A 15,454-nucleotide genomic window follows, 5' to 3' on the forward strand; every position below is an offset into this window, starting at 1 on the left:
AAATCCCCATGCGCAAGGCGTGGGGATTTTACTTTGCATCCGTATTCAACTCCGAGGCAAGACCATGTATTCTTAACTCATTGATTGTCTTCTTCAACATCTTCAAATGGCATTTTTCATACATACCAACAACCGGGAACCATTGTTCCAATGGCATCAAGCCAAGATTTGGATGCTCAAGCGATTTTTCGCGCAAGTTATCCATATCTTTACAGCTTCCATCATAAACATCAAGCAAATAGATGCGTGAGTTATGAAGTTCCTCTTTCATTTCTGAAACTTTCTTGAAACTATCCGTCGGCTTTGTTGCTTCCGGCAGATCATCTTTCATCATCAAATTTCCGGAAAGGACAATTAATTTCTTTGACGCACGCCGACTTTCTTTATTCTTCAACTCTGCCGCTATTTTTGCAGCTATATATGTTTCCATCAAGGCAAGATGCTCCAAAATCTGCTTCGGGGACCAATCATGCTCTGATGGTTTTCGATTGAACTCTTCATCCGTCATTCCATCTATCACTTGATAAATCTTTCTTCGGACTTTATGATTGCCTTCAAAAGTCATTCTATTTCTTCTCCTTTATTTCATTGAACGAAATATGGATATCCTATCAATTTCACAGCATACGCTCTTTCAATGAAAATTTAAAGCCCTATATACATATTCAGAAAAGTAAAATGTTGTTTGGGGCGCGGAGGCTTGCTTTGGAACAATCAAAAGAAGACAGCAGTCTAATAGTTTGACTGCTGTCTTGCATTACTTATTAAGCTGGATTCGGTGTATCTGTTGGTTCTGCATAACCTTCTTTGTACATTTCATCGATAGATTCACGAATTTCTTTCAACGATTTGCCTTCTTGCTTCATTTGCACGGATTGAACCGCAATTTCCAGGCAGACGAGGCAACGTGTGCCGTGGTCGTCCCAGACGACGGAACCGTCTTCACGGATTTCATCGACGAAGCAGTTCAAGTTATTCCCGTGGCCCGCACTTTCTCCGCAGCCACAGTAACATGGCATGTACTCTAAAACATCAGAAGATGACGCAGCCACTTGGTATACGAGGCGCAGGTCATCCGGTTTGCCATCCAAAAACTTCGGCAATACAGCTGCCGACTCAGTTGCTTCCTGTACATCTCCGTTTTGAAGATGCCTTTCGTTACCAACCTCTAAATGTTTACCATTTTCCCCATTGAGTTGTGCCTTATCACCGCAAGCGGAAAGGACAAGCGTCAATATAAGCATGATAGGCATGAGTTTCTTTATCATTCATGTCTACTCCTTTATTTGTCATTGTCCTTTCATCATAGCGGATAACGAAATGGAGTAGGGTTACAACTTTGTGGACATTGCGCCCCTTGAATTTTCCTTTTGCTTGATCCAATAACGGATTCCTTTTCCAGCAAACGCTTCATCTGCAAATCGCGGAATGACGTGGAGATGGGCGTGCGGAATGGATTGCCCGCCCACTTCCCCTGTATTCCAGCCGACGGAATACCCTTCATGCTCGTACTTTTCTTCCAAATAGGCTTTTGCCTTCAACAACAGCTCCTGCGTATCCTGCCACTCTTCAGGTGTTAATGAAAACACATCAACCGCATGTCGTTTCGGCACGATCAAACCGCTGCCTTCAAGTACTTGTTGTTCGGAAGCCTTTTGGATATACGCGCATGTCTCCGTTTCGAAGATGATCTGCTGTTCCGGGTCAGTTGTCAAATTACAATAGGGACAGTTCTTATCGTGCATCGCTTATCGTCCAATCATTTTGGAAGGATCAACATATTCATCAAACTGCTCTTCCGTCAATAAACCTGTTTTAAGTGCAGCTTCTTTTAGCGTCGTTCCTTCTTTATGCGCCATTTTAGCGATTTTGGCAGCATTTTCATAGCCGATATGCGGGTTCAATGCTGTCACAAGCATAAGTGAGTTCTTTACTTTATTGTCGATTTCCTCTCGATTCGGTTCAATTCCGACCGCACAATTCTCATTGAAGCTACGCATGCCATCCGCAAGTAGTTTCGCGGATTGCAGGAAGTTGTAAATGATGACCGGTTTAAAAACGTTCAGTTCAAAATTCCCTTGACTCGCAGCAAATCCAATTGTTGCGTCATTCCCCATCACTTGTGCTACAACCATCGTGAGGGCTTCGCTTTGTGTCGGATTTACTTTTCCTGGCATGATGGAGCTTCCCGGTTCGTTTTCAGGAATTGTGATTTCGCCAATTCCTGAACGCGGACCGCTTGCCAACCATCTGACATCATTCGCAATTTTCATAAGATCCGCAGCAAGTGCTTTCATCGCGCCATGTGTATAAACGACTTCATCATAGCTTGTGAGTGCGTGGAATTTATTTTCAGCAGACGTGAAATTAATGCCAACTGATTTCGAGATTTCTTCAGCAACTTTCTCTCCAAATCCTTTTGGCGCATTGAGTCCAGTTCCAACCGCAGTTCCACCGATGGCCAGTTCTTTCATCGACTGGACACTTTCGCTTACCATTTTTTCCGTCTTTTCAAGCATCCTGTGCCAACCGCTTATTTCCTGCCCTAATGTTAGCGGCGTTGCGTCTTGCAGATGCGTGCGTCCGATTTTGATGATATCCATGAACTCTTCAGATTTATCTAGAAACGTTTTTTTCAATTCCTGAAGCGACGGCAGCAATTCGCGCTCCACTTCAATAACGCCAGCGACATGCAATGCTGTCGGGAATGTGTCATTGGAACTTTGTGATTTATTCACATCATCGTTCGGGTGCAGGCGTTCAGTCTCGCCCCACTCTTCAAGCAGCTGATTGCCGCGATTTGCTAATACTTCGTTCATATTCATATTCGATTGCGTGCCGCTACCTGTTTGCCAGACGACAAGCGGGAAATGATCGTCCCATTTGCCTTCAATCACTTCTTCAGCAGCTGCGACGATCGCTTTCATTTTTGTATCTGATAGATTGCCAAAAGAGTTGCTCGCTATTGCAGCGGACTTCTTTAAATGGGCAAATGCTTGAATGACGCCTAACGGAATTCGTTCTCCGCCAATTTTAAAGTTCTGTTTACTACGCTGTGTTTGTGCGCCCCACAACTTGTCTGCAGGCACTTGTATTTCTCCAAATGTGTCATGCTCAATACGATAGTTCATATTCCCTCCGCCTTTCACAAATGAATAATAAAACCTCATCTTCTATCATGCACCTTTTCTAAGATGAAATAAAATGAAAAGACCCGGTTTCCCGAGTCTTGTTCAAAAGCTTGTTTTTAGCCCGTAGATTAGACATGCGTTACTTTCGCTCCAAGCACTTCTATAAAATGATCAACAACTTCGGGGTGAAATTGAGTCCCTTTACCTTTTTCCAACTCCAGAATTGCTACTTCTTTCGAAACTGCTTGCTTATAAACGCGCTCAGTTGTCATGGCGTCATATGCATCAACGACCGAAACGATTGCCGCCTCGATGGAGATTTCATCCTCTTTCAGTCCATACGGGTACCCTCTGCCGTCATACCATTCATGATGCTGTTCAACGATGAATGCGGCATCCTTTAGCCATTCGACAGGATGGGCACGCATAATGTTTGCGCCGATTCTGGAATGTGATTTCATAGTCTCCCATTCTTCTTCTGTCAGTTTCCCGGGTTTATGCAGGATTTCCAATGGTATAGCAAGTTTACCAATGTCATGAAAGAAAGCGCCCCAGCGCATCAGTCTCAAAGTATGTTTTGGACGATTCATCCGTTTCCAAACTTCGATTGCATATTGCCTGATTCGCTCGCAATGGTGATATGTATAGCCGTCAACCTGCGCAACCGTATCCATTTCTACTTGCAGCATCTTTGTTTCGAAAAACAGTTGTTCATAGAAATCCGCTTCCATTTTCATGACGATTTCAGCATTGGTTATGGCATAGAACGTCACAACCTTTTCAAATGCAGACGCATCAATCGTTTCCCCGATTTCCATCTTTCTTCTTTCACCTACATGTTCGATTTCAACTTCGCCATCCAACAGAGTATACGTTTCAACAATCGAATTATTTATGTTGTACTGGGCGCAGAAAGAACCATTTTCATTCAATGAAAATAGTGCCTCCGCCAAGCCATTCCATCTCCCAAAAAGTGTTATCAGCCCAGAGGCCATGTGTAATACTGGGTATTGATCATCCGAACTCTGCCGATACGTACGGTTTGGATTTTTCTCCATAGGTGTCCTCCGTGTAGGTTCCGACTTTTTTCTTTTAATATCTACAATTATAGCGAATATTTACAGAGAAATCTATATATTTATACAACATAAAAACATCCAGCCCTTTACAAGCGGTTGGATGTTTTCGATTCAATCATTATTCCTCATCAGCCGATTTGACAGCCACCGGTTTCGATGAACGGATTTCCTCTGTCAAATTATCTATGCTTGGTCGGAGATTATTTTTTCCGACGTAGCTTTCTATCATTTCTTTAACGTCGATGCCCGATGAAGCTTTCAACGATTCTTGCAAAGTGGACATTAAATTAGTAGCGTACGATGTCACTTTATTGGCACCGCCGCCTTCCCCGCCACCCGTATCGACAACAGTAATTTTGTCGATGTTCGAAAGTGGACTTGCCACTTGTTTCGCATATTCAGGAATCATTCGGACGATCATATCAAGCACAGCCGCCTGGCCATATTGTTCGAACGCTTCGGCAATTTTACGTTTTGCTTCCGCTTCCGCAAGTCCTTTCAGGCGGATGACATCTGCTTCCGATTCACCTTGAGCCCTTTGAGCATCTGCTTTTGCCAAACCATCAAGACGGATTTTTTCAGCTTCAGCGGCAGCGCGCGCTTCAATACGGTATTTTTCTGCTTCCGCTTCTGCCATTTGACGGGATTTTTCAGCCGCAGCGTTCTGCTCGATTGCATAACGATCCGCGTCTGCTTTCTTTTTAACTTCAGAATCGTATTGCTTCTCACGACGCAGAATCTCTTTCTCTTCCAATTCGATTTGCTTTTGACGCTCGATGATCTTAACTTGCATCTCTTGCTCTGTAACTTCCTGCTTCGCACGTGCGGATTCCAATTCGTACGCTTGGTCGGCGCGCGCTTTCGCCACATCTTGCTCACGGCGGTAGTCAGCGACTTTCAATTGATTTTCCTTCTCCGCTTCCGCGATTTCAGTCGCACGCTCGATTTCGGCTTTTTGGGCTTCCTTCGATGCTTCAGCATTCTTGATACGTGTTTCTTTTTCAGCTTCCATTGTGGCAATATCGGCATCGCGTTTCACCTGTGCGATACGTGGTTTACCAAGTGAATCCAAGTATCCGTTTTTATCGCGTACATCTTTAATTGTGAATGAAACGATGATAAGCCCCATTTTAGCCAAGTCTTGTGATGCAACACGCTGCACTTCCTGGGAGAACTTATCACGGTTTTTATAAATCTCTTCCACCGTCATAGATCCTAAAATGGAACGCAAATGCCCTTCCAGTACTTCTTTCGCTTCATTTTCTCGGTCGGCTTTTGATTTACCTAAAAACTGCTCCGCTGCCGTTGCGATTTCAGAAATCGAACCCCCAATCTTAATAATCGCAGTTCCGTCTGCCATGACTGGAACACCTTGTTCCGTGTACACTTCCGGCGTCGTCACTTCTAGTTTGCTTGAGAGCAAGCTGAGCGGCTCTGATTGTTGGAACACAGGGAAGACGAACGTTCCCCCACCACGAATGATTTTGATCCGGTTGCCCGAGTCATCCGTATGTACATTTTTCGATCCTAAATAACTACCCGTAACGATTAGCGCCTCATCCGGTCCAACTGTCTTATACTTCGAAATGTAGACGAGAATGACAGCAAGTAGGATGAACACGACAATCCCAATGACAATTAACATACCTGAAATTTCTAACATTTTGATTCCCCCTCATTATTTATTGTTTCACTTGAAGCGAAAAGGCTCATATTCTTTAACGATAAATGTTCCTTCCTTCACTTCAATGATTAAAACCTCTTTCCCATAGTCGATTGGCTGGTTTTCATATCCAGCTGCCCTTTTTGAAATGATCCCGTTCACTGATTCGATAACAATTTCTCCAAAACCGTCGACTGGAACCGGAACAATCACTTTGCCTACCCGACCCGTGAGCGATTCATCTGTATAGGCGAGCGAAACTTCCGCTGATTTCAATGGAAGGAGTACGAAAAAGTATAGAAGGAAGTCCAATAAAGTCGCCGTTGCAAGTGCTAAGAGTAAAATAAGCAAGTGGTTCCAATCTGTCATCAACTCCAATATATAGCCGACTGCAGATGTGAATGATATGAACGCAAGGATAACAGCTGGATCCAAAAACGGGCTTGCCTCACCAATCCCTTCCGAAATATCACTAAAGAACAGATATAAAACAGTTGCAAGGCCCGCGATGATCAATACGGTCAAATAGACATTAATAACCGGCATTCCGAACAATTCCATTCTCTCACCTCCCCATCTCCTTGTTGAATTCTACTATATATACGGACGACGGACGATGAAGTTTCAATATTCCTTTAAATACTTTTTATAGAGCCAGATAAGAATCTTAAATATTCAAACACAAAAACGAAATAAAATTGCCATTTTTTCACAGTAAAAATGATTTTTTTTGTACTAAATCAAATGATTTTTGTTATGCTATAGGAATACTAAAAAATGATTCCGGTAACGGATGGAGGCTTAAAGATGTTTAGTCCACGTAAAACAGATCCTTTTTTCGCAGCTCTTTTAAAGATTGCTGAGCATGTACAAAAAGCGATGCATTATGCAAATGACTTTAAAGTGACGTCCATTGGGGACTTAAAAGAAGTAAGCATCAACTTAAAGGAATTAGAAACAGAAGGCGATGACATGATTCATGACCTTATCGCAAAACTTAACACCTCGTTCATGACACCGATTGAGCGTGAGGATATTTTGCAACTGGCTATTAAAATGGATGATATTTTGGATGGTATTGAACATTTCTCTGCAAATCTTGAAATGTTCTCTCTAACGGAAATTGATGAATATGTCCAGAAGTTCATGGACAATATTGTGAAAAGCTCTGATGAAATTGTGAAAGCGATGGAGCTGTTATCAAGAAAGAAACTTGTCCAAATGCGAGACCACGCTGTTTTAATCAAAGAATACGAACGGATTTGCGATGAGGTTCTTCGTACATCAATTAAGCAACTGTTCCTACGTGAAAAAGATCCAATTCGTATTATTCAATTTAAGGATATTTATGAGTTATTAGAAGATATCGCAGATCATTGTCAAGACGTTGCTAATACAATCGAAACAATTATCATGCGTAACGCATAAGGGGTACAAATATGGAAATTGTATTAGTTCTTACTATAGCAGTCGTTGTATTTGCCTTGGCATTTGACTTCATAAACGGATTTCATGACACAGCCAATGCGATTGCAACTTCAGTATCAACGCGTGCATTAAAGCCGCGTACTGCCGTTTATATGGCGGCAGTCATGAATTTCATCGGCGCATTGACGTTCACAGGGGTTGCGAAGACAATTTCCAAAGACATCGTCGATCCTTTCATGCTTGAAAAAGGATCAGTCGTCATCTTAGCAGCCCTTCTTTCCGCAATCGCTTGGAACCTGATCACTTGGTATTACGGTATTCCGTCGAGTTCATCCCATGCGTTGATCGGCTCAATTGCTGGTGCAGCCATTTCTGCTGCGGGATTCGGCATCTTGAATTACGGCGGGTTCCTTAAAATTATGCAGGCCCTCATCCTTTCCCCGTTCATCGCCATCGCGGGAGGATTCCTTTTCATGTGGCTATTTAAAATTTTATTGAAAAACCGGAATCTTTTCAAGGCGAATAGACGGATTCGTTACATGCAAATCGGAACCGCTGCATTGCAGTCGTTTACACACGGAACGAATGATGCCCAAAAAGCTATGGGGATCATTACGATGGCACTAATTGCAGCTGATTTGCAAACAAGCGACGACATCCAGCTGTGGGTACGAATTGCCGCAGCCACTGCAATGGGTCTTGGTACATCAATAGGTGGTTATAAAATTATTAAGACAGTCGGTGGAAAGATCATGAAGATCCGTCCTGTCAATGGGATTGCAGCCGACTTGAACTCCGCAATCATTATTTTCGGCGCAACACTCATTCATTTACCGGTCAGCACGACGCATGTCATTTCATCTTCCATCATGGGTGTCGGATCTGCACAGCGAGTAAAAGGCGTGAAATGGGGAGTTGCGAAAAAAATTGTCATGACATGGATTATCACCTTGCCAATTTCCGCTGCATTAGCCGCAATAATTTACCAAATTTTAAATTTGTTTCTTTAAACAAAAAATTACTTCTTGCATTGCCAAAGAACCTCTGTTATGATAAAGGAGAATTATTTTTGTTCGGCATGATGGTCACAGAAATGCTTGACTCTTCAAGACTTGAGCAAGGATAGTAACACAATGTGTGCTTTGCACACGAGGAGGAAACAAACATGGAACATGGTAAAGTAAAATGGTTTAACGCAGAAAAAGGTTATGGCTTCATCGAACGTGAAGATGGCGACGATGTATTCGTACACTTCTCAGCTATCCAAGGCGACGGATTCAAGACTCTTGAAGAAGGCCAAGACGTGACTTTCGAAATCGAACAAGGTCAACGTGGACTTCAAGCAACTAATGTTGAAAAAAACTAATTTAAACTAAACTTTCAAAACCACTCTCTTCGGGGAGTGGTTTTTTTCGTTTTTCATATCTATTTGGACTTTGACGGGGTTGCTTTGGACGCGCAACGCACTTCTTTGGACGCGCATCCACCCTCTTTAGACGCGATACCCCATAACTACTTCATCAAATAAGACATCCCTTCCCACTTCCGTTATGATAGAAATATAGAGAGATAATTCAGCGGGAGGACGATGTTATGCGCACACTTGCACGCTTTGTTACAACAAGTTATAAAGCGATTATCATAGGGTGGATTGTACTTTTTATTATTATGGCTATTTTTGCCATTCGCTTGCCGGGATTGCTTGCAGGGGACGGCTTCAGAATGGATGCTGAGCATGAACAGGTGATGAAAATCGCATCCAAGAAATTCGATTTACCTGCCGAAACGATGTTTGTCGTATTCGATAAGGTGAATGATGAAACGCTTTTCTCCACTTTGACAAAGATTGAAGAACTTGAACTCACGTCGGAAATTGTTTCCCCGCTTGATCATGAAAAGCAGTATACGAATGATGTATCGTACGCTATGCTTCATTTCGAAAAGAACGGAAGGGATATGTCGGGTGTCGTCACCGAAATACGAGACGTTATCGGGGATGAAAAAGGGATTGTGTTAACAGGCCAATCTGCCATTACAAAGGATATCAATAGCGCAAGCCAGCGGGATTTGATGAAAGCAGAGGCAATTGGATTACCTATCGCAATCATCATTCTATTACTCGCCTTCGGGTCAATAGTAGCTTCCGTGGTGCCATTGCTTGTAGGCATTGCTACAGTCATTTCCGCATTTGGCGTAATGGCATTGATTGGTGGTCAAACCGATTTATCGATTTTCGTGCTGAATATTGTGCCTATGTTAGGGCTTGCTTTAAGTATTGATTTTTCATTGCTATTCATCAGCCGATACCGCGAAGAACGGTTGAAGAGCGATGTATTGGAAGCTACAGCGATGACAATTCGCACAGCAGGCCGATCTGTTATTTTCTCGGCATTTTGCGTATTTATCGGTCTTGGTGCGATGTTCGTCATCAGGGTTGAAATTTTTCAGAACATCGCACTCGGAGGCATGATTGTCGTCGGCATGGCGGTACTCAGCTCGGTGACATTGTTGCCTTCGATTTTAATTGTACTTGGCGATCGTTTGAACAAAGGGCGCGTGCTGAAAGTGAAGGAGAACGGTTCTGACCGTTGGCGACAGTTCGCGAATGGGGTTATTAAACGTCCAATCCTTATTACGATTGCTGCGTTCGTACTGTTAGGTATTGCTGTAGTTCCCGTGAAGAATATGGATCTGGCAATTCCTCAAATCGATTCACTTCCGGCGTCATATGATACACGGGCGTCCTATGAATTAATGGACGACACTTTCGGACTCGGCGATCAGTCGAATGTGTATATCATTGCGGAACGTTCGGGCGGTTGGTCCGATGTGGACGGTTTGAAAGCGATGAAGGAATTGGAAGAAGACTTGTCCAGTGACCCATTAGTTGGCGGTTTGACAACCATTTTCACCACAAGTGGTTTCGGATCACCTGAAGAGTGGGTGCAGGCAACGCAAATTCCAGAAATGAAGGTACAGCTTGAACCACTGCTGGACTCATTCGTGAAAGACGACCAATTATTGATCCCAGTGATACTTCAAGCTAGAGGAACATCCGATGAAGCACAACAATGGGCACGAGATTGGTCAGATCAAACAGAATGGAATCTACTTGTCGGAGGGCAACCGAAGTTCAATCAGGAAATCTTCGATGAGATTTCCAATAATATCGGCATTGCGTTAATGATCATCCTTGTATCGACATTTTTCATCCTAATGATTGCGTTTCGTTCAATCCTAATCCCGTTGAAAGCAATTTTGATGAATATCGTCGGGCTTTCCGCCACTTTCGGTATTCTCGTTTACATTTTCCAATACGGTCATTTCGGATTGCATCCAGGCACGATAGCACTTATTATTCCAGTTATCGTCTTCAGTCTTGTCTTTGGTTTAAGCATGGACTACGAAGTGTTCCTCATTTCACGGATGCAGGAGGAGTATTCGAAGACATTCGATAATGATCATTCCACGGTCGAGGGGCTTGCGACGACGAGCAAGATTATTACTTCCGCTGCCCTGATCATGATTGTTCTGACTGGTGCATTTGCGTTTACGGACGTCATGCCAGTGAAACAAATCGGAGTCGGCATCGCGATTGCAGTTGCTATCGACGCTACAATTATCCGCCTGTTGCTTGTTCCGAGTTTGATGAAACTGTTTGGAAAGTGGAACTGGTGGATGCCTTTTAGAAAAGGTGAATACAAGGCTGGAAATTGGCATTAATTTAATGAAAAAAGCTGCCCGGACAATGAATTTTTCATTTTCCGAGGCAGCTTTTAATTTTAATCAATAATCTCCACTTTGTGATCTTCCTGCTGATCCTTATCAAACTGCGCTGTCATTGCAAAGTAGATGACAGCGACAATGATTAAAACGAACATGACGAGCCCGATGACGAGCGTCCTCCCATTCACTTTGAGTCACCCCCACCGCGCTTGAAACTCTCCTCTTTTAGATAATCAACCGCTTCCTTGTAATCGCCGAAACCATCCTCCAAATTAGAACCGTGGTAAACATTGAAAAATCCGTCCTCCTCAAGCAACTTCAGCTTCTGACCCTCATTGTTCACCCACACTTCTTCGATTGGCTCTTCTTTCTCTTCCTTTTCGTTCTCTTCTGTCGATAACGCACGGATTGCATCACGAATCGTTGTGATCAACTCATCTTCTGTCGCTTCACGAATGTTGACGAGTCCACGGTCATCCGGTTCATAATTGGAAAGCCCTTCAACATATACGAACCCATTGCCGTTCGGGTGAAGATGCTGCACAACAACCGTCTTTTCATACAAACTGTCCTCATAATGATAATTAAGCCGCTTCATCGACACTTCTTTTCGTATCAATTCAGGGAATTTTGTCTCAATAATTTGTTGTTTTTCTTCAAATGTAAGCATGATTTTGCCACTCTTTCTATTTCAAATGTCTTTTCAGTATAACATTATTACTCTTTCACCGTTAAACCAAGTACATGTGCAAAGCCAATCGCCTGTTCCTTCGACACGATGCAACCCGCAATCTTCGGTAATGTTACTTCAATTCGATCATATGTATTGTTGGATAAATCGACACCATCCAAATCGGTTTCTGAAAAATTCATATTATCCATCTTACATTTTTCAAAGCGAACTTGCTTGAAGTCACATTCATAAAAATCACTATCTACCAAATTGCAGTCTGCAAACTCAACTTCCTTCATTTCTGCGAAATTAAAGTTTGCATAGCGGGCATCACTTTCCTTTATAAGCATATGCCCCAACTTGGCATTTGCCATATCAGTCCCTGTAAGCTTTGAATTAATGATCTCACATCGATGCATCATGACATTTTCCAGTTGAGCATTCGAAAAATCACATGCTACGAAGACAGCATCAACAAATTCCGCGCCTTTCCAATCACTGTTCGCAAATGACATATCTTTGAATACACAATCGTCGAACACGATGCGTTCCCCGTCCGCCCCAGACAACGAACCCCCTTCAAATTTCGCTTTTGCAATGAACCCATCGTTGCTCCAAATATCAGTAGGCCGCATTAATTCGTGCTCTACCGACAATTTCGGCTTCACACGCTTATCCTTTTTCTTTACCAACGAACTCCCTCCTACCTTGTCTTCCACTCAATGACAATGACGAGCAACAAAACAACTACTATCGCTAAAATATAGAACCAACTTGGAATCACGCTAATTCCGCCAAACATACACTGTCCCCACCTTTCTTTATCAACATTTTATCCATAAGTTATCAACAAACAGAGGTTGTTTGTCAACAATATCTAAATAGTTGTTAACATTAATAACAAGTTTATCAACATACTTTATGCCCTTATCAACAATTGCACGCTCATATCTCTCCAAAAGTGGATAATCAGAACCACTAATTTATCTTTACCTGCGCTTACCAACAATCACACGCAAATCAATCGTAATCTCCTTCATTCCCTCCGAAAGCACATCACTAATCCGTTCATCCCCCGCATTCCAGGTCAATGGCGTCATACGGATCAATGGTGAAAGCAATCCTTCTGGCAACGCAAATGTATAAGTTATCCGTTCTGTCTCAACATCATCAAAATGTTCACGGAAACGCTCCACTGGATCGGTTTCCTCTTTTTGCGTCTTACCGCCGTAGAAAGCCTCTCGCAATTCCTGAAGGTATCCACTTTCCGGTACTACTTTCACGACAATCCCACCTCGCTTCAGTATCCGGTTGAATTCCGCATAGTTTGCTGGAGATAAAACATTCAAAATCACGTCAATTTGAAAATCTTGAAAAGGCATTGCAGCCAAATCCGCTACACTCCAAATGATTCCCGGATAGGCCTTCGATGCAGCGGAAATCCCTTCCTTCGCTAGATCAATACCAATCCCAACACTTTCAATTTGCAACTGTGAATGAATAGCACATAGATGTGATCCTTCCCCACACCCTGCATCCAACAGCACCGGGCGATCGATTTCTAAGACATGGTCCTTCAAAATGGGAAAAAGCTTGTCCAGCACAGGTCCGAAAAACCCGCTGCTCATCACTTCCGCCCGCGCTTCAAAAAGCGACTTATCATACTTTGTCGTATGCGATTGAGGCGCCAAATTCACATAGCCTGTTTTGGCTAAGTCAAAGGAGTGCATATTCTCACAGACAAGTCGTGAGTACTCTACCATTTCCATATCGGCAGAACATATCGGACATTTGAAAAGTCCTTCATTCATCCCAATTAGCTGCGCACTTTGCATTTTCTTCGATAATTTCATATCATCTGCCCCGTTCCATTGTTGTTCTATCAGTATACCGTCTTTCTATGTTGACTCAAACTATGAATGGCTCCCGCTGTATCTATCTCCCCTTCCGCGGGTACAATAGATAGAAAGGAGGCGATTTCCGTGAGGAGGATTTTATTATTCATTATTTTCATAGTTGCATTCTATCTGGCAAAACCTTTATGGGAAGAGCCTGTTTCAAAATATATAGACCTTTCCTTTCTCAGTCCGGTAGATGAAAAGATTGAAACTGTTATGGAGAACGAATCAATCACGTCAGCCATGAGCTCCATCCTCGACACTGCGAATAAATTCTTTTTTTTTATCTCGTCAAAATCATCCGAAATGGAAAGGTTAATTCCGGATAAGGTCGCGAAGCCGAAACTTGCAACACCTGACCATTCGGCAATGTCCATTCACAATATAGAACTTGGATTTACAGAAGAACAGGTGAAGGCTGAACTTGGCGAACCGCAAAACCATTCGCTGAATGAATATGGCACTGAATGGTTCACATATCATGAGGATTACCAAAACTTCGTTATGATTTCATTTGATGAAAAATGGAAAGTGAATGCAATCTATACAAATGATGATCTCATTTCTTCGAAAGCCGGTATCCAGTACGGTACCGGGAAAGCAGAAGTCCGAAATGCCTATGGCGAACCATTGAAGGAGATTCGAAAAGGCTTGAATATTTACGTCCTCCAGGATAATGAGGGGATGGATCTATTTAAAGTCGGAGATGTATATATGTATGTGTTTTACGATATTCATCAAAATACAACAGTGACTGCAGTGCAGCTTATAACAACATCACTCGAACATCGTAAGTCTGGCATGTATGCGGGAGGAGATGTGTCCTTGCGTAATGGGTTTGAACAGCAACTTTTCGACTTAACGAATGCCGCACGTGTACGTCACGGCCGCTCCATTCTGCGATGGGATAATGCAATTTCAGATACAGCCCGCAAGCATAGCCTGGATATGGCGATCAATGATTATTTTAGTCACGATAATTTAAAAGGGCAATCGCCTTTCGACCGGATGAAAGAGGATCAAATCAAATTCCGCAGAGCCGGTGAAAATTTGGCGTACGGCCAATCAAGCAGCATTTTTGCACATGAAGGGTTGATGAATTCGAAAGGGCACAGAGAGAATATTTTGATAGATGATTACAGTCACCTTGGCATAGGTGTTGCATTTAATGAAAAATCACAGCCGTATTATACGGAGAATTTCTTTTTGAAATAAAAAACCGGCCCGCATCGGCCGGTTTCCTTTATTTCTTCGATGTAATTGCTGCACAAGCGACGCGATCTCCGGAATTTCCAGATGGGTCAGTCTTATAATCATCCGCATCCGCATGAATGACAATAGCACTTCCGTCCTCATCTAAGATGGAATTTTCCAGTCCCGGCTTCAAGGTAATGTCCCCAGTCGTTAGTTCCATTGACACTTTCCCATCCTCCGGAACTTCGATATTCGGCAAGTCACCTAAATGGTACCCTTTCGGATTATTAAAGCCGTGTTCTTTTCCAGTTGGATTGAAGTGAGCCCCTGCAGATTTAAAATCAGGAGCCTTGCATACTCCGGTTTCATGGATATGAATGCCATGCAATCCCGGTTTCAAACCTTCCGCTTCAACCTTGATCATTACACCTTCCGTCTCCTGAACCAATGTCACTTCACCAATTTTATTTCCTTGCGTATTCAACAGAGGAGCTACGATTGCCTCCATCTTATCCCCGCTAACTGGCAGTGCTTTCTTTGTCTTCGCACATCCCCCTACTACAAGGATGGCACACATAAGTAGTAAGATTACCGCTTTTTGCTTCACATAAATTCCTCCTTCACATTTACTCCTGCCAAGGATGCCCAACTGAAAGGATATT

At 42.9% G+C, this 15,454-nt stretch carries 17 protein-coding genes; 5 read left to right on the top strand and 12 right to left on the bottom strand.

Features of this window, described 5'->3' with window-relative positions:
• Positions 1–28 precede the first annotated feature (28 nt).
• From ACFPZG_RS14385 to ACFPZG_RS14415, 7 genes are all read right to left on the bottom strand, one after another.
• A complete protein-coding gene (locus ACFPZG_RS14385) occupies positions 29–565 on the bottom strand; it encodes a DinB family protein (protein WP_283733759.1) in 537 nt (178 codons plus the stop codon).
• A gap of 199 nt (positions 566–764) precedes the next feature.
• Complete coding sequence (locus tag ACFPZG_RS14390; RefSeq protein WP_283733758.1) at positions 765–1,268, bottom strand: PCYCGC motif-containing (lipo)protein; 504 nt, start codon at positions 1,266–1,268, stop codon at positions 765–767.
• Between the two features lie 63 nt (positions 1,269–1,331).
• Positions 1,332–1,745 carry an HIT family protein gene (locus ACFPZG_RS14395; RefSeq protein WP_317941037.1) on the bottom strand — a complete coding sequence of 138 codons (414 nt, stop codon included), beginning with the start codon at positions 1,743–1,745 and terminating at the stop codon, positions 1,332–1,334.
• 3 nt (positions 1,746–1,748) lie between these two features.
• Complete coding sequence (gene fumC, locus ACFPZG_RS14400) at positions 1,749–3,131, bottom strand: class II fumarate hydratase (RefSeq protein ID WP_283733757.1); 1,383 nt, start codon at positions 3,129–3,131, stop codon at positions 1,749–1,751.
• Positions 3,132–3,259: 128 nt separating this feature from the next.
• Positions 3,260–4,189, bottom strand: coding sequence for an HD-GYP domain-containing protein (locus tag ACFPZG_RS14405; RefSeq protein ID WP_283733756.1), 930 nt, complete (start codon positions 4,187–4,189; stop codon positions 3,260–3,262).
• Positions 4,190–4,328: 139 nt separating this feature from the next.
• Entirely contained in the window at positions 4,329–5,873 is a 1,545-nt protein-coding gene (locus ACFPZG_RS14410; RefSeq protein WP_317941035.1) for a flotillin family protein, read from the bottom strand.
• Between the two features lie 27 nt (positions 5,874–5,900).
• The gene (locus ACFPZG_RS14415; RefSeq protein ID WP_283733755.1) at positions 5,901–6,434 is read right to left on the bottom strand and encodes a hypothetical protein; all 534 of its coding nucleotides are present in this window, start codon (positions 6,432–6,434) and stop codon (positions 5,901–5,903) included.
• A gap of 246 nt (positions 6,435–6,680) precedes the next feature.
• Between ACFPZG_RS14415 and ACFPZG_RS14420 the strand changes: the two genes are divergently transcribed.
• The 4 genes from ACFPZG_RS14420 (at position 6,681) to ACFPZG_RS14435 (ending at position 11,024) form a co-directional block, all read left to right on the top strand.
• Positions 6,681–7,301 carry a DUF47 domain-containing protein gene (locus tag ACFPZG_RS14420; protein ID WP_317941034.1) on the top strand — a complete coding sequence of 207 codons (621 nt, stop codon included), beginning with the start codon at positions 6,681–6,683 and terminating at the stop codon, positions 7,299–7,301.
• A gap of 11 nt (positions 7,302–7,312) precedes the next feature.
• Entirely contained in the window at positions 7,313–8,311 is a 999-nt protein-coding gene (locus tag ACFPZG_RS14425) for an inorganic phosphate transporter (protein WP_283733754.1), read from the top strand.
• Positions 8,312–8,466: 155 nt separating this feature from the next.
• The gene (locus ACFPZG_RS14430; protein ID WP_116018206.1) at positions 8,467–8,667 is read left to right on the top strand and encodes a cold-shock protein; all 201 of its coding nucleotides are present in this window, start codon (positions 8,467–8,469) and stop codon (positions 8,665–8,667) included.
• A 227-nt stretch (positions 8,668–8,894) separates the two neighbouring features.
• A complete protein-coding gene (locus ACFPZG_RS14435) occupies positions 8,895–11,024 on the top strand; it encodes an MMPL family transporter (protein ID WP_317941031.1) in 2,130 nt (709 codons plus the stop codon).
• A gap of 59 nt (positions 11,025–11,083) precedes the next feature.
• Here the strand turns inward: ACFPZG_RS14435 and ACFPZG_RS14440 are convergent, their stop codons facing one another.
• The 4 genes from ACFPZG_RS14440 to ACFPZG_RS14455 all read right to left on the bottom strand — a co-directional run bounded on the left by ACFPZG_RS14440 (position 11,084) and on the right by ACFPZG_RS14455 (position 13,553).
• Entirely contained in the window at positions 11,084–11,215 is a 132-nt protein-coding gene (locus tag ACFPZG_RS14440; RefSeq protein WP_283733753.1) for a hypothetical protein, read from the bottom strand.
• The gene (locus tag ACFPZG_RS14445; RefSeq protein ID WP_283733752.1) at positions 11,212–11,697 is read right to left on the bottom strand and encodes a hypothetical protein; all 486 of its coding nucleotides are present in this window, start codon (positions 11,695–11,697) and stop codon (positions 11,212–11,214) included. The genes ACFPZG_RS14440 and ACFPZG_RS14445 overlap by 4 nt, the downstream gene beginning before the upstream one ends.
• A 47-nt stretch (positions 11,698–11,744) precedes the next feature.
• A complete protein-coding gene (locus ACFPZG_RS14450) occupies positions 11,745–12,392 on the bottom strand; it encodes a pentapeptide repeat-containing protein (protein ID WP_317941030.1) in 648 nt (215 codons plus the stop codon).
• A gap of 297 nt (positions 12,393–12,689) precedes the next feature.
• The gene (locus ACFPZG_RS14455) at positions 12,690–13,553 is read right to left on the bottom strand and encodes a putative RNA methyltransferase (RefSeq protein WP_317941028.1); all 864 of its coding nucleotides are present in this window, start codon (positions 13,551–13,553) and stop codon (positions 12,690–12,692) included.
• A 129-nt stretch (positions 13,554–13,682) separates the two neighbouring features.
• Between ACFPZG_RS14455 and ACFPZG_RS14460 the strand changes: the two genes are divergently transcribed.
• Entirely contained in the window at positions 13,683–14,813 is a 1,131-nt protein-coding gene (locus tag ACFPZG_RS14460; RefSeq protein ID WP_283733747.1) for a CAP domain-containing protein, read from the top strand.
• Between the two features lie 28 nt (positions 14,814–14,841).
• Here the strand turns inward: ACFPZG_RS14460 and ACFPZG_RS14465 are convergent, their stop codons facing one another.
• On the bottom strand, positions 14,842–15,399 hold the full coding sequence (locus tag ACFPZG_RS14465) for a superoxide dismutase family protein (RefSeq protein WP_283733746.1): 558 nt from the start codon (positions 15,397–15,399) through the stop codon (positions 14,842–14,844).
• Positions 15,400–15,454: the final 55 nt, after the last annotated feature.

This window comes from Sporosarcina thermotolerans (assembly GCF_042658975.1).
Lineage (GTDB): Bacteria > Bacillota > Bacilli > Bacillales_A > Planococcaceae > Sporosarcina > Sporosarcina thermotolerans.

Bases quoted from the DNA above. Each gene is read 5' to 3' on its own strand.
- ACFPZG_RS14385 (WP_283733759.1), bottom strand. From the start codon at position 565: ATGACTTTTGAAGGCAATCATAAAGTCCGAAGAAAGATTTATCAAGTG.
- ACFPZG_RS14390 (WP_283733758.1), bottom strand. From the start codon at position 1,268: ATGATAAAGAAACTCATGCCTATCATGCTTATATTGACGCTTGTCCTT.
- ACFPZG_RS14395 (WP_317941037.1), bottom strand. From the start codon at position 1,745: ATGCACGATAAGAACTGTCCCTATTGTAATTTGACAACTGACCCGGAA.
- fumC (WP_283733757.1), bottom strand. From the start codon at position 3,131: ATGAACTATCGTATTGAGCATGACACATTTGGAGAAATACAAGTGCCT.
- ACFPZG_RS14405 (WP_283733756.1), bottom strand. From the start codon at position 4,189: ATGGAGAAAAATCCAAACCGTACGTATCGGCAGAGTTCGGATGATCAA.
- ACFPZG_RS14410 (WP_317941035.1), bottom strand. From the start codon at position 5,873: ATGTTAGAAATTTCAGGTATGTTAATTGTCATTGGGATTGTCGTGTTC.
- ACFPZG_RS14415 (WP_283733755.1), bottom strand. From the start codon at position 6,434: ATGGAATTGTTCGGAATGCCGGTTATTAATGTCTATTTGACCGTATTG.
- ACFPZG_RS14420 (WP_317941034.1), top strand. From the start codon at position 6,681: ATGTTTAGTCCACGTAAAACAGATCCTTTTTTCGCAGCTCTTTTAAAG.
- ACFPZG_RS14425 (WP_283733754.1), top strand. From the start codon at position 7,313: ATGGAAATTGTATTAGTTCTTACTATAGCAGTCGTTGTATTTGCCTTG.
- ACFPZG_RS14430 (WP_116018206.1), top strand. From the start codon at position 8,467: ATGGAACATGGTAAAGTAAAATGGTTTAACGCAGAAAAAGGTTATGGC.
- ACFPZG_RS14435 (WP_317941031.1), top strand. From the start codon at position 8,895: ATGCGCACACTTGCACGCTTTGTTACAACAAGTTATAAAGCGATTATC.
- ACFPZG_RS14445 (WP_283733752.1), bottom strand. From the start codon at position 11,697: ATGCTTACATTTGAAGAAAAACAACAAATTATTGAGACAAAATTCCCT.
- ACFPZG_RS14455 (WP_317941028.1), bottom strand. From the start codon at position 13,553: ATGAAATTATCGAAGAAAATGCAAAGTGCGCAGCTAATTGGGATGAAT.